This is a genomic window from Pseudoalteromonas sp. T1lg75 (assembly GCF_002964705.1).
Classification (GTDB): domain Bacteria; phylum Pseudomonadota; class Gammaproteobacteria; order Enterobacterales; family Alteromonadaceae; genus Pseudoalteromonas.
The window spans coordinates 401031-421443 of the sequence record NZ_PQCD01000053.1; the positions used below are offsets into that span (position 1 = coordinate 401031).

General features: G+C 51.0%; 18 protein-coding genes. 14 read left to right on the forward strand and 4 right to left on the reverse strand.

Features of this window, described 5'->3' with window-relative positions; all coding sequences use genetic code 11:
- Positions 1-48: 48 nt before the first annotated feature.
- From C2M36_RS14425 to C2M36_RS14435, 3 genes are read left to right on the forward strand one after another with little or no spacing between them, the layout of a single operon-like run.
- On the forward strand, positions 49-1890 hold the full coding sequence (locus tag C2M36_RS14425; RefSeq protein WP_105255486.1) for an alpha-amylase family glycosyl hydrolase: 1842 nt from the start codon (positions 49-51) through the stop codon (positions 1888-1890).
- Positions 1880-3367, forward strand: a complete 1488-nt coding sequence (locus tag C2M36_RS14430) for an MFS transporter (protein WP_105255487.1) — start codon at positions 1880-1882, stop codon at positions 3365-3367. Before C2M36_RS14425 ends, C2M36_RS14430 begins: the two co-directional genes overlap by 11 nt.
- Before the next feature lie 14 nt (positions 3368-3381).
- The gene (locus C2M36_RS14435; protein WP_234399180.1) at positions 3382-5790 is read left to right on the forward strand and encodes a glucan 1,4-alpha-glucosidase; all 2409 of its coding nucleotides are present in this window, start codon (positions 3382-3384) and stop codon (positions 5788-5790) included.
- A gap of 69 nt (positions 5791-5859) precedes the next feature.
- Here the strand turns inward: C2M36_RS14435 and C2M36_RS14440 are convergent, their stop codons facing one another.
- A complete protein-coding gene (locus C2M36_RS14440; protein WP_158678956.1) occupies positions 5860-6747 on the reverse strand; it encodes a hypothetical protein in 888 nt (295 codons plus the stop codon).
- A gap of 27 nt (positions 6748-6774) precedes the next feature.
- Positions 6775-7224 carry a hypothetical protein gene (locus C2M36_RS14445; RefSeq protein ID WP_105255489.1) on the reverse strand — a complete coding sequence of 150 codons (450 nt, stop codon included), beginning with the start codon at positions 7222-7224 and terminating at the stop codon, positions 6775-6777.
- Between the two features lie 253 nt (positions 7225-7477).
- Between C2M36_RS14445 and C2M36_RS14450 the strand changes: the two genes are divergently transcribed.
- The gene (locus C2M36_RS14450) at positions 7478-7942 is read left to right on the forward strand and encodes a hypothetical protein (RefSeq protein WP_158678957.1); all 465 of its coding nucleotides are present in this window, start codon (positions 7478-7480) and stop codon (positions 7940-7942) included.
- Positions 7943-7974: 32 nt separating this feature from the next.
- On the opposite strand, the gene C2M36_RS14455 is transcribed toward C2M36_RS14450, so the two are convergent.
- Positions 7975-9000, reverse strand: a complete 1026-nt coding sequence (locus tag C2M36_RS14455; RefSeq protein ID WP_105189889.1) for a LacI family DNA-binding transcriptional regulator — start codon at positions 8998-9000, stop codon at positions 7975-7977.
- 357 nt (positions 9001-9357) lie between these two features.
- Here C2M36_RS14455 and glk point away from each other — a divergent pair, with 357 nt between their 5' ends.
- From glk to C2M36_RS14505, 10 genes are all read left to right on the forward strand, one after another.
- Positions 9358-10419 carry a glucokinase gene (gene glk / locus C2M36_RS14460; RefSeq protein ID WP_105255491.1) on the forward strand — a complete coding sequence of 354 codons (1062 nt, stop codon included), beginning with the start codon at positions 9358-9360 and terminating at the stop codon, positions 10417-10419.
- An 18-nt stretch (positions 10420-10437) separates the two neighbouring features.
- Positions 10438-11475, forward strand: a complete 1038-nt coding sequence (locus C2M36_RS14465) for a LacI family DNA-binding transcriptional regulator (RefSeq protein WP_105255492.1) — start codon at positions 10438-10440, stop codon at positions 11473-11475.
- A 364-nt stretch (positions 11476-11839) separates the two neighbouring features.
- Positions 11840-13702: a phosphogluconate dehydratase gene (edd, locus tag C2M36_RS14470; protein WP_105255493.1), complete on the forward strand. Its 1863-nt coding sequence runs from the start codon at positions 11840-11842 to the stop codon at positions 13700-13702.
- A gap of 25 nt (positions 13703-13727) precedes the next feature.
- Complete coding sequence (gene eda / locus C2M36_RS14475; protein WP_105255494.1) at positions 13728-14351, forward strand: bifunctional 4-hydroxy-2-oxoglutarate aldolase/2-dehydro-3-deoxy-phosphogluconate aldolase; 624 nt, start codon at positions 13728-13730, stop codon at positions 14349-14351.
- A gap of 14 nt (positions 14352-14365) precedes the next feature.
- Positions 14366-15370, forward strand: a complete 1005-nt coding sequence (gap, locus tag C2M36_RS14480; protein ID WP_105255495.1) for a type I glyceraldehyde-3-phosphate dehydrogenase — start codon at positions 14366-14368, stop codon at positions 15368-15370.
- 140 nt (positions 15371-15510) lie between these two features.
- The gene (locus C2M36_RS14485) at positions 15511-15855 is read left to right on the forward strand and encodes a metalloregulator ArsR/SmtB family transcription factor (RefSeq protein ID WP_105189883.1); all 345 of its coding nucleotides are present in this window, start codon (positions 15511-15513) and stop codon (positions 15853-15855) included.
- A gap of 26 nt (positions 15856-15881) precedes the next feature.
- Positions 15882-16886 carry an ArsJ-associated glyceraldehyde-3-phosphate dehydrogenase gene (locus C2M36_RS14490; RefSeq protein WP_105255496.1) on the forward strand — a complete coding sequence of 335 codons (1005 nt, stop codon included), beginning with the start codon at positions 15882-15884 and terminating at the stop codon, positions 16884-16886.
- Between the two features lie 10 nt (positions 16887-16896).
- Entirely contained in the window at positions 16897-18102 is a 1206-nt protein-coding gene (gene arsJ, locus C2M36_RS14495; protein ID WP_105255497.1) for an organoarsenical effux MFS transporter ArsJ, read from the forward strand.
- A gap of 93 nt (positions 18103-18195) precedes the next feature.
- On the forward strand, positions 18196-18903 hold the full coding sequence (gene lepB, locus C2M36_RS14500; protein ID WP_105255498.1) for a signal peptidase I: 708 nt from the start codon (positions 18196-18198) through the stop codon (positions 18901-18903).
- Positions 18904-18968: 65 nt separating this feature from the next.
- Positions 18969-19394: a hypothetical protein gene (locus C2M36_RS14505; protein WP_105255499.1), complete on the forward strand. Its 426-nt coding sequence runs from the start codon at positions 18969-18971 to the stop codon at positions 19392-19394.
- Positions 19395-19407: 13 nt separating this feature from the next.
- On the opposite strand, the gene C2M36_RS14510 is transcribed toward C2M36_RS14505, so the two are convergent.
- Positions 19408-20277 carry a patatin-like phospholipase family protein gene (locus C2M36_RS14510; protein ID WP_234399181.1) on the reverse strand — a complete coding sequence of 290 codons (870 nt, stop codon included), beginning with the start codon at positions 20275-20277 and terminating at the stop codon, positions 19408-19410.
- Positions 20278-20413: the final 136 nt, after the last annotated feature.

Sequence of the window (20413 nt, forward strand, 5' to 3'; positions counted from 1 at the left end):
AGAGCACGTAATATTTTTGTCATAACAATAGATAAATAAAGTAAGCGAATGATAAATAGCAAGTTGAAAACGCCGTTATTGGCATTGTCGCTGAGTGCGGCGCTGGTGGCCTGTGGCCAGCAGGGGCAAGAGCCCAGCGCAAAGAGTGAGAGCAGCGAACAGCAGAGCCAGCAGCAGCTGCAAAAGCCTGTGGTCTATCAGGTATTCACCCGCCTATTTGGTAACACCAACACCACCAATGAGCCCTGGGGCACCCTGGAGCAAAACGGTGTCGGTAAATTTGCAGATTTCAATGACGCGGCCCTTGAAGGCATTAAAGAGTTGGGTGTGACGCATATCTGGTATACCGGTGTTTTACATCATGCCATGGTGACCGATTACAGCGACTTTGGCTTGCCAAGTGACGATCCGGATGTGGTCAAAGGCCGCGCCGGCTCGCCCTATGCCATTAAGGATTATTACAACGTAAACCCCGACCTGGCTGCCAAGCCCGCCGACCGCTTACGTGAATTTGAAGACCTCATTGAACGCACTCATAAGCATGGCATGAAGGTGATCATCGACATAGTGCCCAATCACGTGGCCCGTGATTATCATTCCGTCAGCAAGCCACAGGGCGTTGAAGACTTTGGTGCCAAGGACGATACCAGCGTTGCCTATAAGCGCGACAATAATTTCTATTATGTGGTGGGTGAGGACTTTATTGTTCCCCAAGATGCCAATTACCAGGTGCTGGGCGGCCAAAGCCACCCGCTTGCGGACGGTAAATTTGCCGAAAGCCCGGCGAAATGGACCGGCAATGGCGCTCGCAAGGCTCAGCCGGATATTAACGACTGGTATGAAACGGTAAAGATCAATTACGGCGTCAAGCCGGACGGTAGCTATGACTTCCCGCGTTTGCCGGATAACTACGCCGAGCTGGATTATCGTGCCCATTATGCCTTTTGGCAGGAGCAGGAGCTGCCTGATAGTTGGTATAAGTTCCGCGATATCACCCAATACTGGCTCGAGAAGGGTGTAGATGGCTTCCGCTACGATATGGCGGAAATGGTGCCGGTGGAATTTTGGAGCTTTTTAAACTCCTCCATCAAGATGAGCAACTCGGATGCCTTCTTGCTGGCCGAGGTTTATAACCCCGAGCTGTACCGCCCCTATATTCATTTAGGCAAGATGGATTACCTGTACGACAAGGTCGGTTTCTACGACAGCCTTAAGGCCATTATTCAAGGTAAAGCAGAGGCCAGCGAGCTGCTGGCAACGCACCAAGAGGTGGCAGATATTGAACAGCATATGCTGCACTTTTTGGAAAACCACGATGAGCAGCGCCTGGCGAGCCCGGACTTCGCCGGTGATATGAATTGGGGCAAGCCGGCGATGACGGTCTCAACCCTAATTGGGCGCTCACCTAGCATGTTGTATTTCGGCCAAACCGTGGGCGAAGACGGCTCTGAAGAGCCGGGATTCGGCGACCCAACACGTACCAGTATTTTTGATTATATCGGCGTGCCCGCGCATCAGCAGTGGATGAATGGCGGCAAGTTCGACGGCGGCGCGCTTAACGATGAGCAGCGTGCGCTGCGCCAGTTTTATATTGATTTGATGGCACTTAATTCTCTTCCTGCGATTGTCGCCGGTGAGCTGATCCCAGTGCCAAACTCGGCGCCCCATTCAGTGATCAGTTTTGAGCGCAGGCTAGGCGAGCAGCGTATTGTTGTGGTTGCTAACTTTGGCAAGCATCAGGTGTTTGTGGATATTGAGCCGGAGCAAGCCATGGTCGGGAAAACCCTCCTGGGTACGGATCCTCTGTATTTAGATAAGCAAATTCCAATCAAGTTGCCATATCAGGGCGTTACCGTGTTTCAGATGGGGATCCAAGTAGATGAATATTGAAAGACCGAGCCTGAGCTTCTGGCAAATTTGGAACATGTGTTTGGGCTTTATGGGCATACAGTTCGGCTTTGCCCTGCAAAATGCCAATGTCAGTCGTATTTTCCAAACCCTGGGTGCCGATATCGATGATATTCCCATTCTTTGGGTCGCAGCGCCTTTGACCGGCTTGATCGTACAGCCGATCATCGGCTATATGAGCGATAAAACCTGGGGTCGCTTAGGCCGTCGTCGTCCTTACTTTTTCTATGGTGCCATAGTTACCACGGCAGCATTGTTGGTAATGCCGAACTCGCCAACTCTGTGGGTGGCAGCCGGTATGCTGTGGATTATGGATGCCTCCATTAACGTTACCATGGAGCCGTTTCGTGCTCTGGTAGGCGATAACCTACCGAATAAACAGCGCGCCCTGGGTTATTCGCTGCAAAGTTTCTTTATTGGTGTCGGTGCCGTGGTAGCTTCAAGCTTGCCCTGGATCTTGAGTAACTGGTTCGATGTCAGCAATACAGCCGCCGCAGGGGTGATCCCAGAGTCGGTGCAATATGCCTTTTATATCGGCGGTGCCTTCTTATTGGTGTGCGTGATGTGGACCGTGTTTACCACCAAGGAATACAGTCCAGAGCAGTTGGCGGCGTTTGAAAAGAGCGAAGCGCACCTTGAGGTTGAAACACAAAAACAGGTGATTAACTTTGGTCGCACCATGAGCATCAGCGGTGTGATTGGCTTGGCAATTGTCGCTTTGGTTACCCTGATGGGCCTGGAAAAAGAGCTGTACCTGCTGGGCGCCGGGCTATTGGCCTTTGCCTTGCTCCAAGGCATTGCCCTGTGGCAACAAACCAAGCAATACACAGAGAACGGCTTTTTTGCCGTGGTGTACGATGTTTTCACCATGCCGACGGGCATGCGCCAATTGGCCTGGGTGCAGTTTTTCAGCTGGTTCTCACTCTTTGCCATGTGGATTTATACCACCGCAGCGGTAACCAGTTACCACTACGACACCCTGGATGTGACGTCCAAGGATTATAACGACGGTGCCGACTGGGTGGGTGTGCTGTTTGCCGCCTACAATGGTTTTGCCGCCCTCGCAGCGCTTGTTATTCCAATCATGGTTAAGCGAATGGGCATACGTTTGACCCATGCGCTGAATCTAATCTTAGGCGCGGCGGCGCTAATTAGCTTTATGTTTATTGAAGATCCCAGCTGGCTCATGTTGCCCATGGTGGGCATAGGTTTTGCGTGGGCGTCGATTCTCTCTTTACCTTACGCCATGCTATCGACCACCTTGCCGAGCGCAAAAATGGGGGTCTACATGGGTATTTTTAACTTCTTTATCGTAATTCCACAATTGCTCGCGGCCAGCGTCCTGGGTCTTATTCTCAAGCATGGGTTCGCCAATCAGCCGATTTACGCCTTAGTGATTGGCGGCATTTCCTTTGTCCTGGGTGCCATCGCGGTTAGTCGAGTCAAATTAGTAAAATAATAAGGGGACACTCAGTGAAAGTTTTAAACTCAATTATGGCGGCCATGTTGGTCGCAGGGCTGACGGGCTGTAACAGCGCCGAGCAACAAACAACTGCGGTTGTGGCTTCCTCCGAGGCTGCGCCGGGCGCCCCTGGCGATACGCCTTATTGGGCCTATTCGGGCAAAACCGGCATAGGCACCTCGTTTGAGGCCTATCATAACGGCCAATACAGCGAGCAGGCTGCGACCGGCCCCGTGTCTAAGGTGTGGTTCTCCCTGGCTAAAGGCATGATCACTGAAACCATGTTTGGCCTTATCCACCAGGCGCAAATTCGCGATATGCAGTTTATTGTCACCGGCGATGACTTTGTGGTCAGCGAACAAGGTGGCTTAAAAAACACGGTGGAGTACCTGGACACCGACGAGCAAGGCCGTCCGCTTTCTTTGGCCTACCGGGTAACCAGTGAAGACGAGCAGGGGCGTTTTCGTATTATCAAGGATATCTTTACCGATCCGGATGCCCAGTCGCTGATGGTGCGCGTGCGCTTTGAAGCAAACCAGCCTGGCCTAACGGCGCATGTGCAGGTTAACCCCTATGTAAACAACGATGGCTTAAACGACAGTGCCAAGGTCGCTGGTGATGCACTGCTTGCCTATAGCGAAGACAAACACTTCCTAAGCCTGCAAAGTAAACAAGGCTTAAAAGATGCTTCGGTAGGCTTTTTCGGTCAAAGTGATCGCCTAACCCAGCTAAATAAGGAAAATACCTTTTCACGTTACACCAGCACCGGCGAGCAAACTGGTAACGTCACCCTGAGTGCAACCCTGGGCGACATTAAGGACGGTGCCGAGTTTGACTTGGTATTGAGCTATGGCAGCACGGAGCAAGGCGCGTTGGCCGAGGGGCAAAAAACCCTGAGCCGAGGCTATGACACAGTATTGGCGCATTACAACGGCGAAGGCGACTTTATCGGTTGGCAGGACTATCTGCAAAGCCTGACTATCACGGACTTATACCCATCCACAAAGGATGGCGGCAAGCTGCTTAACACCAGTGCCCTGGTACTCAAAGCGCAGGAAGATAAGACGCACGCCGGTGCACTGATTGCGTCATTGTCGAACCCCTGGGGCGATACGGTGAAAGCGGAGCAGGGCCACACAGGTTATAAGGCGGTGTGGGTGCGTGATTTCTATCAGGTTGCCATGGCGTTTTTGGCCATGGGCGATAGCGATACCGCCAAGGCTGCATTCAACTACTTGCCTAAGGTTCAGGTGCGTGAGAACACGCCCGGCAATCAGGGCGACAGTGGTTGGTTTTTACAAAAGACCCATGTTGATGGTGAGTTGGAATGGGTGGGTGTCCAGCTGGATCAAACCGCCATGCCTATTATGCTGGCGTGGAAACTTTACCAGGGTGAGGTACTCACCAAGGAAGAATTGAGCACCTGGTATACCCAGATGCTTAAACCCGCCGCCGATTTCCTTGTCGACGGTGGTTTGGCCAAAATTCTTTGGAATGATACCCAGATCACTCCTCCGCTGACGCAGCAAGAGCGCTGGGAAGAGCAGGCTGGATACTCGCCTTCGACCACGGCAGCAGTGATTGCCGGCCTTATTAGCGCTGGCGAAATTGCCAAGCTAAGCGGCGATGAGAAGAATGCCGCACGTTACCTGGCGACGGCCAAACAATATAACCAGGATGTTGAAGCCCTGATGTTTACTACTAAAGGGACACTTAAAGGCGATGGCGTCGATGGCCGTTATTTTGTCCGTATTGCCCAGGATCTGGATGCTAACGCCGACACTAAACTGGCCGCCAACAATGGCCGTCAGGGCATGGATAAAAAGCAAATCCTCGATGGTGGTTTCCTGGAGCTGGTGCGTTATGGCGTACGCGCCGCAAGCAGTGACTCGGTACTCGAATCTCTGCCAGAGTACGATGATCAATCCTTGGCGGAAAACCTGCGCGTTAAATACACCTTTACCGACGCTCAGGGCGAGGCCTTTCCGGGCTGGCGCCGTTACGGTAACGATGGCTATGGTGAGGATGAAAAACGCGGAACCAACTACGCCGAGGGCGGAGTGAATACCGACGGTCAGCGCGGTCGCGTGTGGCCTTTCTTTACCGGCGAGCGCGGTCATTATGAAATTGCCGCGGCACAATCGCTAACAGGTGATGCGGCAGCGCAGAAGTACGCCGATATCCAACACACATACGTGCGTGGCATGGAAGGTTTTGCCAATAAGGGCATGATGCTACCCGAGCAGGTGTGGGATGGCGTTGGCGTCAACCCCTTTGGCTATGAATTAGGGCAGGGCACTAACTCGGCTACACCACTGGCCTGGACCCATGCAGAATATGTGAAACTGCTGCGCTCGCTAAGCGATAAACGGGTGTGGGATCACTATCCGCTGGTGGAGCAAAAACTTAAGCAAGATTAATAGGGCTGCGACCAATTAGGCTAAAAAAAGCCGCCTATATTTTTAGGCGGCTTTTTAGTGTGGAGTCGTTTAAAACTGTGTCGGTATTAGGTTAGACAAGGCTGATTGTGAGTAATTAAGATCATTTACTGTCAATTGAACTGTCTTTGTTTTAGCTCGCGCATATTCAGGGTCATTAAAGGTACTGAGTTGTCTAGTCGGACGTCGCCTCATATAATCTTCGTAGCCGGCTATGCCACCCCAATCTCGAGCAGTTACGGACAAACTTAGTGAATTCACTTTAGACTCAAGTGCTGACTCATCTATAAACTCAGCAAGGTTTAAATTTTCGATATTTACACTTGTGCCGCTTGGAGGCGCAAAAATACTCCACGCAAGAAGTGGACGATTATTGTAAGAAGCTTCCATGCCAATGAAAATGAAAGCGTAGTCTACTCCGCTTTCGGCTATATCATAATCTTGACCGTCAAGCGTCAGTACAGAGGCCAGGTCATCTACACTCAGAGCTATGGGAGGTAAATCAAATGTTTGATTTACCTCTTTTGTTCTGACAGTTGATGAGGTGAATATGTATCCATCACCGGTTGAATTGTCTAAATTCTCATATTCGTAAGCAGTAATGCTGTGATTTTCGATGCTCTCATGGGTGAAAGCGTAGACATCGTTTGAGCCGTTAAATGCATAATTGTACAAGTGGTTTCCGTTATCCACGATAGCAGAGACTTGTTTGTAGGACATATAAGAATTGATGACAACAGGGGTGCCGATAAGCTCCGCTGCAACCTCTGTTGTGCCACCGTCATTGAGGTCGGCGAATAAAGCGCCATACGCTTGCTCAGGCGAGCTAAACTGATTCACCACAGAAAGCTGCGGCCATTGCTCGGAACCACTTTGTTTACACTGAGTAACTGCTTGATACGTTACTGAACCAGTCCCTTTCAGGTAGGTGTCGAACATTGCGCCACGCAACATGCTTCTTTCTACCTAGCTGTTAACGCGTGCGGGGACGTCTACTTGTACATTGCTTGTCCTACATTCACATGCGCTGGAATCACCCGTTTGGAAAGCGTTTTTTCCTAGATCAATCACAGGGTGGTCAACAAAGGTGAGCAAATCTACGGGCGTAATACCATCGATTTTCTCTTGTACTAGCCTGACTAAAGAAAATGTTTCAGAGCCATTCGTGGTTGGGTAGCTAATGACGCCATTATCATCGGCATAAACCGTGGCTTTATTGGAATAATCGGCATTATGTATGATCAGGGCTGCATCCCTGTCCGGGGTTTCGTTGCCACAGGCGTCCCTGTACACAGCGGTAATGGTTAACGTTTTACCGCTGGGCTCAGGAGTTTTTGTTGAGCTAGAATCGCCTGAGCCACCACAACCGGCTAACACGGCAATGCTTAATGCACTTAGGATAAAGCTGCGATACATCGGACAAGTTCCTTCTTTTTTTGTTATTGACTAAGAGGGTCATTTTCATAATAGCCCTAGATTTATTATTGTAAATAAAACAGGCAGTTAATTAACATATGTATCAAAGTGTGCTTTATAATCCTGCTAGTATTCTTCGTTGTTTACTCTTTAGCTCTTAAGTTGCGGTCTTTAAACTAGGCGTAATGAATTTACCTGGTGTAAGCTGGCGTAGATATAAACGAGAGGAACCAGGTTTACTCGAGGTAATGGTGTGGAAATAAGAAATGGGACCTACACCCTGTATAATAATACCCATATGCTGGTCAGGGAGTATTATGGGCATGGCATATCAGACCCTGAAATAGACAAGATGAGAGAAATCTCCTATGCAAAAAAGTTAGGTTATATCAGAGGGTTTACACTGGAAGAGAAGGAAGACCGCTATTGTAAAAGTATCAAAATTGCAGATATGAGCAATGCTTATGAAGTAGAAACAAGAGGGCGTTACAAGGGGCAAGAGTTTATCATTTGCGGATATCGTTCTCTTTCCAAAGCATTTGGTTTAATAACCCATGATGAACAGCTTGCATCGAGACTAGGATTTATAAGCCTATCAGATGGCTTTATATTAGAGGTCGATGCCGCCGATGTGGATGAGATATGGGAGATAAGAGGCAAAAGTAAACTCGGTTTACCCTTGCCGCAAGGGCTAAAAGCAAAGGTTATTATCCTTTAACTATGCGTTTCTTTTAGACAAAACCGCATAACCTACTTGCTTGACTGCCTGACGATTAATTGCGGCGGCAGCACGCTGCTGGCAACATCTACCTCTTGATCGGCAATCAGGTTAAGTAAATTAGCCACCAACATTTGTCCTGCCAAGGTGGTGTTTTGCTGAATTGTAGACAGTGGCGGGGTGCAAAAACGAGCCACCGCCAGGTCGTCAAAACCGACCACAGAAACATCGTGAGGCACCCTGAGCCCCGCCTCTTGCAGCGCGCGAATGGCACCAATGGCGATTAAATCGCTGGCGCCGAACAGGGCGGTGAATTTAATGTTATTGGCCAGCAAAGACTTGGTTGCCTGATAGCCTGATTCCTCGGTGGAAATGGCGGTGGCAATTTTGCGCTCACTCACATGCACGCCATGGGCTTTTAGGCGCTCGGCAAAGCCATTAAAGCGGGCGCTGAATTCCGGGCTATGATGCGACGTATCGCCAATAAAGGCGCAGTCGGTCCGCCCTAATTCAATAAAGTGTTCGGCCACCAGGGTGCCACCGCGACTGTTATCGCAACTCACGGTTAATTCCGGACGCCCCTCAACATTGGCACCCCAGCAGACAAATTTGGTGTTGCTCTCAAGCAGGCGGTCAAACTTGCTTTGATAATCAATATAGTCGCCATAGCCGAGCAGGATAATGCCATCGGCGCGGTGACTTTCGGCATAATCGGCGTGCCAATCGTTGCTACTGGATTGAAATGAAACCAATAGATCATATCCGGCCTTGGCGCAGGCGCGAGTAATGGAGCCGAGCATGGACAAGAAGAAGGGATTGATTTGCGACTCGTCTGACGTCGGGTCTTCGAACAGCAGCACGGCCAGGGTCGAGCTTTGTTGCGCCCTTAGGTTGCTAGCGTTTTTGTCGACCTTGTAGTTGAGCTTACGCGCCACCTCGACCACCCGGCGGCGGGTTTCTTCATTGACCAGGGGACTGCCGCGCAGTGCCCGAGAGACCGTTGATTGCGATACCCCTGCATAGTGGGCGATATCGAAAGAGGTGGCTTTGCCTTTCATGTACTTCCTCATGGGTTGGTAACCAACCCAGTTAAAACTGATAGTTGTGCGTTCAGCACGCAGCCTACGGATTTAATAGGGGGCGCATTTTGCATTATTTTTCCGGCGAACTGAAAATTTTTATTGATCCTCATCTGACACCGGTGTCATAATGTTGGCGTTTTATCATTTTGTTGTCACAAAACGGTTTGGCTGCCCGCTGCCCGGGCAGCACTTTTTTCAGTAGCGCGAAAAAAGAACTGCTAACATAAACTTAATAAGTTTATACCAAGTAAGTCAATGGTGGGTACAAGCTATGTCACTGGATAACCCCAGACGACCCCAAGACTTGGTATAAATTAAAAAAGAGAAACGACAATGAGCTCATCAGGTCCACAGGCAGGTAGCAAGGTGGCTTTTGCACCTATTTTAGTCGCCGATATTGGCGGCACGAACGCCCGTTTTGCGTTAATTACCGATTATTGCAGTAGCAGTAACGCTTTCGCTATCGATCACCAGCACACCTTTCCAAGCTGCGAATTTAAATCTTTCGAAGATGCGGTCGATGCCTATTTATCTCAGGTTAACGCCATCAGCATTACCCGAGCCTGTCTTGCCGTAGCCGGTCCGGTTAAGGGCGAAGAGGTCACCCTCACAAACCTGGGTTGGCAATTTAACGTCAACCAGCTCAAGGCGCGTTTTGGTTTTGCCAATTTACAGGTGATCAATGATTTCGCCGCTTTTGCTTATGCCGCCCCTTACTTGAATGAACGCGATAATATCTGCGTGAAACAGGGCATTGCCCAGGCGCATGCCAATATCGCCGTGTTCGGCCCTGGCACCGGTTTTGGCGCCGCTTGCCTGGTGCGCTCGCAAGGTCAACAGGCAGTCATGAGTTGTGAAGCGGGGCACATCAGTTTGGCTCCGGTCACCGAACTGGATCGTCAGCTGCATAATGTACTGCGTGAAGATCTGCAGCATGTGTCGGTGGAAAATGTTTTTGCCGGCCCGGGTATTGCCCGTTTATACCGAGCCATGGCCAAGGTGCATGGAAAGCAGGTGGAAGATATCGATGCGGCGCAGATAGCGGCATTGGCAGAAAATAAACAATGCATGATTGCCGATCGCACCTTGAACCATTTTTGTGATTGGCTCGGCAGCGTTGCCGGCGATATTGCTTTAAGTTTTGGTGCCCTAGGCGGAGTGTTTATCGGCGGTGGCATTTTACCTCGAATGCAACAGCGCCTGCTAAATAGCAGATTTAATGAACGATTTATTGCTAAAGGGGTGATGTCGCAGTATAACAGTCAAATCCCTGTGACCTTGGTATGCCAAGAACATATCCCCTTTATTGGGGCCGCCGCCTGTATCCATCAGGGTTACCAATCGGGTTCCCAAATGGGGTCCCCGATGGGTTCCCCAACCGGGCAAGGCGATTAAGGAAGATACTAGTCAACGATGAAAAAGATAACTATAAACAGTGTTGCTAGCTATGCTGGTGTATCGAAAAAGACCGTCTCCCGGGTGCTTAATAACGAGCCCAATGTCAGTGACGTAACCCGGGAAAAGGTGCTAAAGGCATTTAAAGAGCTCGACTATACACCGAACCCTATTGCCCGCGGACTGGCCCGTAATCGCAGCTTTATTATTGCCTGCCTGTATGATAACCCGTCCAAGAGTTATATCACCCGCTTACAAAGCGGAGCCTTGGCGGCCTGTCATCAGCATGGTTTCAATTTGTTGATCCACCCTTGTGAACTGCGTGGCCAGGCGTTGCTCGATAATATAGAACAGTTATTGCAAACCTCGCGACTTGACGGTTTGGTGTTAACACCACCGTTTTCCGATCATGGCGAATTAGTGGCATTTTTGCGCCAGAAAAAGGTGCCCTTTGCCCGTGTTGCGTCAGTGAAACTCGATGATGATTCGGTTTCGGTGCGCAGCAATGATGAGCAGGGCGCGTTTGAGATAACCGAGCTGCTTATTAAGCTTGGCCATAAAGACATCGCCTTTATCAAGGGTCACCCGGATCACAGTGCCACCGAGCAGCGCTTTAATGGCTATCGCCGAGCCCTGGCTCAACATGGTATCGAGTATCAGGAGCGGCTTGTGGAGGAGGGGAACTTCTCCTATCACTCCGGTGCCGACAGTGCCGAAACCATTTTGCATTTAAACCCAAGACCGACAGCCGTGTTTGCGTCGAACGACTACATGGCGGCGGCGGTGCTCAAGGCGGCCACGCAGATGAACTTAAAGGTGCCCGACGACATTGCCATTGCCGGTTTTGACAATGCCCCGATTGCGCGCCATATCTGGCCGGGGCTGACCACCATAGCCCAGCCGGTAGAAGAAATGACAAGGTTGGCGGTTGAGCACCTTATTGAGCAGATCAATCAGGGTGACAACGGTGATGAGGAGCAGCAAAAAGAGCCACTGCAGATCACCTTGGAAGCCAAACTGATTTGTCGTGAGTCTACCGCAGCGCCGAAATCCTAACGATTTAATCCCAATTGCACGGAAATTAAAAACCAACACCCGGGTTAACCCAGGTGTTGGTTTTTTGTTTTCTGCGTTCAATTACTCGCAACATAGATTTTTTAGACTAAATTTACAAGGAGGGTTGACACCGGTGTCAGGGTTGTGAGTTAATGCTCTGACACCGGTGTCAGCTTGGTTGTGAGAGACAAGTTGGCAGCGTACCTTTGAACGGGTAATCAAAGCTGCTCAGTACCTCAGTGCGGGGAGTCTGTACTGAAGTGCTGAGCCTTTTATACCAATTCTGTTAAGTATGTGAGCAGATATTTGGCTATTTAAGAGAATTGGTATTCATCCCCTATAACTGGTAAGAAAGAGCAGAACTATGTTGCATCCGCGCATTAAAGAAGTCACCGAACGGGTTATCGAACGCAGTCAAGCAAGCCGTGCCGCCTATTTGGCCCGCATGCAAGCGGCTAAATCACAAACGCGCGTTCGTGCCGGTATCGGATGCGGTAACCTCGCCCATGTGATGGCAGCCTGCAGTAGCGACGATAAGGCCCGCCTCAGCGGCGACGAAAAACCGAATTTAGCCATTATTAACTCCTATAACGACATGCTTTCTGCGCATGTGCCTTACAAAGAGTATCCGGATTTAATTAAAGACATTGCGAAAAAATATGACGCCACAGCGCAAGTAGCCGGTGGTGTACCGGCCATGTGTGACGGCGTGACTCAAGGCCGTGACGGCATGGATTTGTCACTGTTTTCTCGCGATGTGATTGCCATGTCGACTGCCATCGCCTTATCTCACGATGTTTTCGATGGTGTATTCTGTTTGGGCGTGTGTGACAAAATCGTCCCTGGACTGGTTATCGGCGCCTTATCATTTGGCCATTTACCGGTATTTTTCCTGCCAGCAGGGCCCATGCCTTCAGGCATTCCCAACAAAGAAAAGGCCCGCGTACGACAAAAATTCGCCCAGGGTCTGGTCAGTCGTGAAGAGCTGCTAAAGGCCGAAAGCGAGTCATATCATAGCGCCGGTACCTGCACCTTCTACGGTACCGCGAATTCAAATCAGATGCTCATGGAGATCATGGGCCTGCACCTGCCGGGCAGCTCATTTATCAATCCTTACACCGAATTGCGTGATGGTTTGACCGCACATGCGGTAGAGACCATGCTTAAACAGTTACAAGGCGCCCAGGATGCGGTGCCCATGGCCGAGGTGATGAGCGAAAAAACCATTATCAATGGTCTGGTTGGCTTGTTGGCCACCGGTGGCTCAACCAACCATGCCATTCATTTGGTGGCCATGGCCAAGGCCGCAGGTGTTGAACTAACCTGGAAAGACATGGCTGATCTCTCGGAAGTGGTGCCCTTATTAACCCGTATTTACCCTAACGGCTCGGCCGATGTGAACCATTTCCAAGCCGCCGGCGGCATGGGCTATTTGATGAAGCAACTGCTGGCTAAGGGCCTGTTGCACAATGACGTCAAAACCATCTTGGGTGAGGGCCTTGAGGCTTATACCACTGAGCCGCGCCTGGACAAAGACGTGAACTTAATCGTCTCCGACAACACCGGCCCGGCCAAGGTGAAATGGGTACCGTGCGCCGAGCAGTCTCACGATCAAGAGGTCTTGCGCCCTGCAGACAACCCATTTAACCGCAGCGGCGGCTTGCAACTGCTGACCGGTAACCTCGGCAAGGCGGTGATCAAGGTCTCCGCGGTGCAAGAACAGCATCAGGTGGTGAGTGCCCCGGCCAAGGTGTTTGCCGATCAGGGCTCGCTACAAAGCGCCTTCGCCCGCGGCGAACTCAACCAGGATTTTATCGCCGTGATTAAAGAGCAGGGCCCCAAAGCCAAGGGCATGCCGGAGCTGCATAAGCTCACTCCGGTTATGGCCAGCTTGCAGGACCAAGGCTTTAAGGTGGCCATTGTCACCGATGGGCGTATGTCCGGTGCCTCCGGTAAGGTGCCCGCGGCCATCCACCTGGCGCCAGAAGCGGTTGAAGGGGGCATGATAGCCAAGGTCAAAGATGGCGATTTACTGACCCTAGATGCGCCAAACGGAATACTCAAACTGCATGTTAGCGATGAAGAGTTGGCGGCGCGCCATATCGAATTGGTGCACAGCGGCGCCACCTTTGGCACCGGCCGTGAGCTGTTTGCCGGATTTAGGAATATTGTCAGCAGTGCTGATTTAGGGGCCAGTGCCTTCGCTCCGGCCTACGAACAAGAATAACCGTCACTGGGAATGAGGATTTAACATGACAATAGAAAAGATTTTAACATCGGCCCCCGTGGTTCCTGTGGTGGTGATAGAGCGCCTTGAAGACGCCGCACCGCTGGCACAAGCCCTCTACAATGGTGGCTTGCGCGCCTTAGAAATTACCCTGCGCACACCGGTGGCGGCAGAGGCGGTCAAAATCATGAAGGAAACAGTCCCTGAGGCTTACGTGGGCACAGGGACGGTGATCGATAAGGCCACCTTTGAAGCCTCAATCGACGCTGGCGCCGATTTTATGGTGAGCCCGGGCGTTAACGATGAATTATTGGCTTTGGCCAGCCAAAGCGATACCCCTTTCTTGCCCGGAGCGGCCACGCCAAGCGAAGTAATGAGGCTCGCCGAACGTGGCTTCTCTTTTTTAAAGTTTTTCCCAGCGGCCGCAGCCGGTGGTCCGGCCATGCTTAAGTCCATCGGTGGCCCTTTACCCGGTGTTAAATTTTGCCCCACCGGCGGTATCAGCCTGGCCAGTGCGCCCGAGTACCTAGTATTAGACAACGTGGTCTGTGTCGGTGGAACCTGGATGCTGGATAAAACATTAATCGCAAATAAGGACTGGCAAGCCATCGAAGAACTTGCACGCCAAGCCAGCCAACTAAATAATTAATGGGGAGAGTGAAGATGATTAAAGTAGCTATCAATGGTTATGGTCGTATCGGTCGTAACACCCTACGTGCGCTCTATGAATCGGGTCGCAATGAATCCATCGCCATCGTCGCCATCAATGATTTGGCGCCGGCTCATGTTAATGCACACCTGACCCAATTTGATTCGGTACACGGGCAGTTTTCGCAAAAGGTGAGCCTGCAAGATGATGTGATGCTGATTGGCAATGATGAAATCAAGCTGGTGCAGGAGCGCGATCCGGCAAACTTGCCGTGGGCGCAACTAGGCGTCGACATTGTGTTGGAATGTACCGGCCTGTTTACCAGTCGCGAAGCGGCGGCCAAGCATATCGAAGCGGGTGCCAAGAAGGTGATAGTCTCCGCTCCGGGCACCGACATGGATGCCACCGTGGTGCACGGTGTGAACGACCAAGTGTTGAACGCCCAATGTGCCATTATTTCCAATGCGTCCTGCACCACTAACTGTTTGGCTCCAGTTGCCAAGGCCTTAAACGATGCCATCGGTATAGAGCAGGGCAGTATGACCACCATTCATGCCTATACCAATGATCAAAATCTGTCAGACGTTTATCACCCGGATCTATATCGGGCGCGCAGTGCCACGCAGTCGATGATCCCGACCAAAACCGGCGCCGCTAAGGCGGTGGGCTTGGTGTTGCCGGAATTGGCCGGTAAGCTCGACGGCATGGCGGTGCGGGTGCCCACCATTAATGTCTCCTTGGTTGATTTGACTTTTATTGCCAAGCGCGAAACCAGTATCGACGAGGTCAATGCCGCGGTGAAGGCCGCCTCTGAAGGCGCCATGGCCGAGGTGTTGGCGTATAACGAGCTGCCGCTGGTGTCTATCGACTTCAACCACAACCCGGCCTCATCGGTATTCGATGCCACTCAAACCCGAGTGGATGGCAAATTGGTTAAGGTCATGGCCTGGTACGATAACGAGTGGGGTTTTTCTAACCGCATGTTGGATCAGGTGCAAAACCTCGCCAAGTTTTTATAATTCCATTGTTGTTATGTCAAAGCCGCCTCGAGCGGCTTTTTTTTTATGCCCGGGTTTTGAATAGCTTATGTATATACGTTATTGCGTATATACAAAACCTGGGCTAGTATTCGCTATATACGAATTTTCATATATACACGATGGCCGTTAACTTTTTTAAAGCCCTAAGCGACGATACCCGCCTACTTATCTGCTTGTTGATCCTCCACGAGCAGGAGCTGTGTGTGTGCGAACTGGTCAGTGCCTTAGCCCTGAGCCAGCCCAAAATATCCCGTCATTTGGCGCTGTTAAAAGAGGCGCAGATGTTGCGTACACGCAAACATAAACAGTGGGTGTATTACCGTATCAATGAGCATATGCCTGCGTGGCAACGTCAGGTATTAGACACTACATTAAGCGAGAATCCACACCTGTTGGCGGCGGCCTTAACCGGTTTAGACAATATGGGAGCCAGGCCTGAACGCCAGGCTTCATGCTGCAATTAGGGTTAATACACCCAAAGGAGACAGAGATGACAATCAAAGTAGGGATCAACGGTTTTGGTCGCATGGGGCGGCTGATTATGCGCGCCGCCTTCGACTGGCCCGAGCTCGAGTTTGTACAGATCAACGACCCCGCCGGCGATGCGGCTACTCTGGCGCACTTATTAGAATTTGATTCCGTGCACGGGCGTTGGCATCACGCTCCAAGCGCCAGCGATGGGCAGATGCAGGTTAATGGCCAAAGTCTAAGCTGCTCAAAATATAAAACCATCGCCGAGGTCGACTGGTCAGGGTGCGATATTGTGATTGAGGCCTCGGGTAAAATGAAAACCCGAGCTCTGTTACAGCAATACTTGGATCAAGGAGTTAAAAAAGTAGTAGTAACGGCGCCGGTTAAAGAAGAGGGCGTGCTCAATATCGTGATGGGGGTGAACGATCACCTCTATAAGGGCGATGAGCATGATATTGTGACCGCCGCTTCTTGCACCACAAACTGTTTAGCGCCTGTGGTTAAGGTGCTACAAGAAAAAATAGGCATTAAACACGGCTCAATGACCACGGTGCACGATATCACCAATACGCAAACCATTTTGGATGCACCGCACAAGGATCTGCGCCGCGCCCGCGCCTGCGGCATGAGCCTGATCCCCACCACGACCGGGTCGGCGACCGCCATTACCCATATTTTCCCCGAGCTTAAGGGCAAGCTTAACGGTCACGCCATTCGTGTGCCACTGGCCAATGCCTCAATCACGGATTGTGTGTTCGAGCTTAATCGCGAAACCACGGAGCAGGAGCTAAATGCCTGGTTTAAGGCTGCCGCAGAAGGCGAGCTAAAAGGCATTTTGGGCTACGAGGAAAAGCCATTGGTGTCCATCGACTACCGCACCGATCCACGCTCGAGCATCGTTGATGCGCTCTCAACCATGGTGGTGAACGGCACCCAGGCGAAAATGTACCTGTGGTACGACAATGAGTGGGGTTATGCCAACCGCAGCGCCGAGTTGGTGCACAAGGTGGCGGCCAGTCTGTAATTAGGGCCCTATGATGATGAAATCAACGCCCTTGCAGCAGTACGGGGTGATCACCGCCAACTACTGGGCCTTTACCCTAAGTGACGGCGCCCTGCGAATGCTGGTGGTGCTGTACTTCTATCAGCTTGGTTATACGCCCTTGGCGATAGCCATGCTGTTTTTGTTTTATGAGTTCTTTGGCGTCGTCACCAATTTGGTCGGCGGCTGGCTGGGTGCCCGCATCGGGCTTAACCGTACCATGCAGCTGGGAATGGCACTGCAAATTGGAGCCCTGGCCATGCTTTTGGTGGATAAGAGCATGTTGACCGTGCCCTGGGTGATGGCGGCGCAGGCGCTCAGCGGTATCGCCAAGGATCTCAATAAAATGAGTGCTAAAAGTGCCATCAAGCTGGTGGTTAAGGAGCAACAGGAGGGGCGTTTATATCAATGGGTGGCGCTGCTTACCGGCTCGAAAAATGCGCTTAAGGGTTTAGGCTACTTTCTTGGCGGCCTGTTGTTATCCCTGTTGTCGTTTCAAGGTGCGGTATGGTCGTTAATTGCCTTGGTAACACTCGGCTTTATAATGAGCTCCTTGCTGCTTGGTGAAGACCTGGGGCGTAGCAAGTTTAAGCCCAAATTTAGGGATGTGTTTTCTAAAAGCGCGGCCTTAAATCGCTTGTCTGTAGCCCGTTTACTCCTGTTTGCCTCACGGGATGTGTGGTTTGTGGTGGCCTTGCCGGTGTTTTTTATCAGCCAGTTAGGTTGGCAGCATCAGCAGGTGGGCGGCTTTATGGCGCTGTGGATCATTGCCTATGGCGTGGTTCAAAGCATGGCGCCCAAGTTTACCCGCAGCGCCGCACACTCGGTGTTTGTGCAGGCGAAACGATACAGTGGTTTGCTGGCTGCGGTCACCGCCTTATTGCTGTTGGCACTGACCCTGCTGGCAGACAGCATCAGTGCACAAACCTGGGTTTTGGTCGTGGGCTTGCTGCTGTTTGGCGCCGTATTCGCTATTAACTCGTCGCTGCACAGTTATCTGGTGGTTAAGCTGGCCGACCGTGACGCCGTGTCTTTGGATGTGGGCTTCTATTATATGGCTAACGCCAGTGGTCGTTTGCTTGGCACCTTGCTGTCGGGTTGGCTCTATCAGGTGAGTGGCTTGCTGGCCTGCCTAGTCTGTGCCCTGGTATTTCAGTTGGCAACCTGGTGGGTGTCGCGGCATTTGTCTGAAGGATAATGTGACGACTATATAAGTTGTTACATTTGCGGCTAAACTTTTCTTATATGGGGCGCTCTAACCAGGAATATAAAATCCTAATTGGAGCGCACCATGGCGAAAAAAGAAGCGACCAAAACATCATCCCTAACCCTTTCTAACGTATCTCTTATTTCGCACAAGGCCCTTAAAAATAACTGGGGCTTGATCCTTTTTCTTGCGTGTTTATTTACCATGCGCAGCTCCTTTGCTGATTGGTATAGGGTGCCGAGCGGCTCCATGTTGCCGACCATAGAAATAGGGGATCAGATAACGGTCAATAAGATGGCTTATGACTTACGTATTCCCTTTACCGAATACTCGCTGATGCGCACCGGTGAGCCAAAGCGCTGCGATATTGTGGTGTTTCAGTCCGCCGCCGCCGATGAGTTGTTGATCAAGCGGGTTATCGGTTTACCCGGAGACACCATCACCATGGAAAATGAAATACTGACGATCAATGGTGAGCCGCTGAGCTACAGCGTCACCTCTGATAATACCAACGCGCTGTTGGCTATAGAACAACTCGGTGAAGTGAAGCATGCTATTCGTATTGATAAAACACGCTCAGGCGCTAGCGGCAACTTTGCTTCTGTGCTTATTCCCGCGGACTATTACCTGATGATGGGGGATAATCGTCGCAATAGCGCCGACTCGCGCTTTTATGGTTTAGTGCCCCGAAGCGAGCTCAAGGGCAAGGCGCACCATGTGGCTTATTCGCTGGACTATGACGAGCATTATTTACCCAGGTCTGAGCGTTTCGGCAAAAGCCTTTATCGATAAAAAAGACTACACTGGATACACGGGTTTTAAAGGCAGCAGGCCTATGCCAATGTCGGTGGGTTCCTATGGATACACAAGCCAAGCTAAGAAGCTATTACTTTACCGCGGTGCTCAGCCTCGTTTTTGCCGTTATTGGCTTTACGTATAATGCCTGGCGGTTAGAGGTTTCAGAGGATAATAACATAGTTCGCACCGCTTCCTTCGAGGTGCTCAAGGAATTGTGGGAGCTAGAGCGCATCATTTATGCAGCCCATTATGACGAGGATGAAGTCGAAGGTAACCCAAGAAAGGGCTGGATTCAGGTCGGACTTATCACCGATTTAAGTGTTTTGATCAGCGGTGATATTGAACGCCAAACTCAGCAATTAAAACGCCTTTGGGCCGCACATTGGCAGGACCTGGGTCGTGATGATAAAAAGGCCGATGAGCTGATCGAAACCTTACATGGTGTGCGGCAAGACATAAAGCAGGTGCTTATCGAGCTCGACTAATATCGTTTGCCATTTAGCCCGCGTCTGCCGGGGCAACACTCCACTTTTTAACCGCCTGCATGCCCAATTCAAAACCAAGGCGGTAATCATCTTGCAGGTTTTTAGCATCCGAGCCCAGAGTCATGGAATGCAATGGCCGGGTGGGGGCTATTTGCACTATGTTGACGCCCTCTGGCGGTGCCTTCATAAAGTCTACCGCATCGGCATAACGATGCTGATAGTGATGATACATGGCAAACATGCGCGGCGATTGATTGATGCGGCTCATAATGGGTTTTAAGCGCTCGAGTATGGGCATTTTTCCATCGTCATGGGCTTCCACCGTGCGGATCACCCAGATGGTTTTTGCCCCTTGTTCGTGCGCCCAGCGCACCGGGATGGGGTCGGCCACGCCACCATCCATCAAGCCATGCCCCTTCACTTCAACGCCGGGTCGATATAAAAACGGAATGGCACTGGAAGCCTTAAGGTGATCGAAAATATTATCGTGCCAGGTATGCAAATAGTGGGGGGCAAAGGAGTCAAAGTGACTGGCCACGGCATAAAAGTTGCTCTGCGGTGTCAAGTTGGTCGGCGTGGTGGGAAAGCGCACCTTGCCTTCTTGCTGTATCTGATGAAAATACCAGTCTAGGTCGATCACATTGCCGCCGGTAAAAAACCGGGCGGGGCGAAAAAAATTTTGCTCTGTGGTGAGTTGAGAGATCGCCGTGTGTGCGTACTGGTGGGCTCTGGCGCAGTAGGCGGCGAGGTTTTGAGCGCCGGCTGAGACGCCGACCTTTAAATCAAAGGGGGTAAATTTTTGTTCTAAAAATGCATCTAACACACCGGCGGTAAAAATACCTTTTTGACCACCACCTTCGGCAACCAATGCAGAATTTATCATGCGTTTCATCCTCTACTGTTGTTATTAACGTCACTGTGAAGAGGCTTCCGATCGCCTTTATGGGGAATCGGGTGGGGCGCCGAGCAAGGCCGACGCTTGATTAAGAGAATAGCCTTGGAGTTGTCTCCGTGGATAT

What these genes read in the sequence shown, in the direction of transcription:
- C2M36_RS14445 (WP_105255489.1), bottom strand. Translation starts at nt 7,224, where the DNA reads ATGTATCGCAGCTTTATCCTAAGTGCATTAAGCATTGCCGTGTTAGCC.
- C2M36_RS14440 (WP_158678956.1), bottom strand. Translation starts at nt 6,747, where the DNA reads ATGTTCGACACCTACCTGAAAGGGACTGGTTCAGTAACGTATCAAGCA.
- lepB (WP_105255498.1), top strand. Translation starts at nt 18,196, where the DNA reads ATGGCGAAAAAAGAAGCGACCAAAACATCATCCCTAACCCTTTCTAAC.
- C2M36_RS14430 (WP_105255487.1), top strand. Translation starts at nt 1,880, where the DNA reads ATGAATATTGAAAGACCGAGCCTGAGCTTCTGGCAAATTTGGAACATG.
- C2M36_RS14490 (WP_105255496.1), top strand. Translation starts at nt 15,882, where the DNA reads ATGACAATCAAAGTAGGGATCAACGGTTTTGGTCGCATGGGGCGGCTG.
- eda (WP_105255494.1), top strand. Translation starts at nt 13,728, where the DNA reads ATGACAATAGAAAAGATTTTAACATCGGCCCCCGTGGTTCCTGTGGTG.
- gap (WP_105255495.1), top strand. Translation starts at nt 14,366, where the DNA reads ATGATTAAAGTAGCTATCAATGGTTATGGTCGTATCGGTCGTAACACC.
- C2M36_RS14425 (WP_105255486.1), top strand. Translation starts at nt 49, where the DNA reads ATGATAAATAGCAAGTTGAAAACGCCGTTATTGGCATTGTCGCTGAGT.
- C2M36_RS14465 (WP_105255492.1), top strand. Translation starts at nt 10,438, where the DNA reads ATGAAAAAGATAACTATAAACAGTGTTGCTAGCTATGCTGGTGTATCG.
- C2M36_RS14510 (WP_234399181.1), bottom strand. Translation starts at nt 20,277, where the DNA reads ATGATAAATTCTGCATTGGTTGCCGAAGGTGGTGGTCAAAAAGGTATT.
- glk (WP_105255491.1), top strand. Translation starts at nt 9,358, where the DNA reads ATGAGCTCATCAGGTCCACAGGCAGGTAGCAAGGTGGCTTTTGCACCT.
- edd (WP_105255493.1), top strand. Translation starts at nt 11,840, where the DNA reads ATGTTGCATCCGCGCATTAAAGAAGTCACCGAACGGGTTATCGAACGC.
- C2M36_RS14455 (WP_105189889.1), bottom strand. Translation starts at nt 9,000, where the DNA reads ATGAAAGGCAAAGCCACCTCTTTCGATATCGCCCACTATGCAGGGGTA.
- arsJ (WP_105255497.1), top strand. Translation starts at nt 16,897, where the DNA reads ATGATGATGAAATCAACGCCCTTGCAGCAGTACGGGGTGATCACCGCC.
- C2M36_RS14485 (WP_105189883.1), top strand. Translation starts at nt 15,511, where the DNA reads ATGGCCGTTAACTTTTTTAAAGCCCTAAGCGACGATACCCGCCTACTT.
- C2M36_RS14505 (WP_105255499.1), top strand. Translation starts at nt 18,969, where the DNA reads ATGGATACACAAGCCAAGCTAAGAAGCTATTACTTTACCGCGGTGCTC.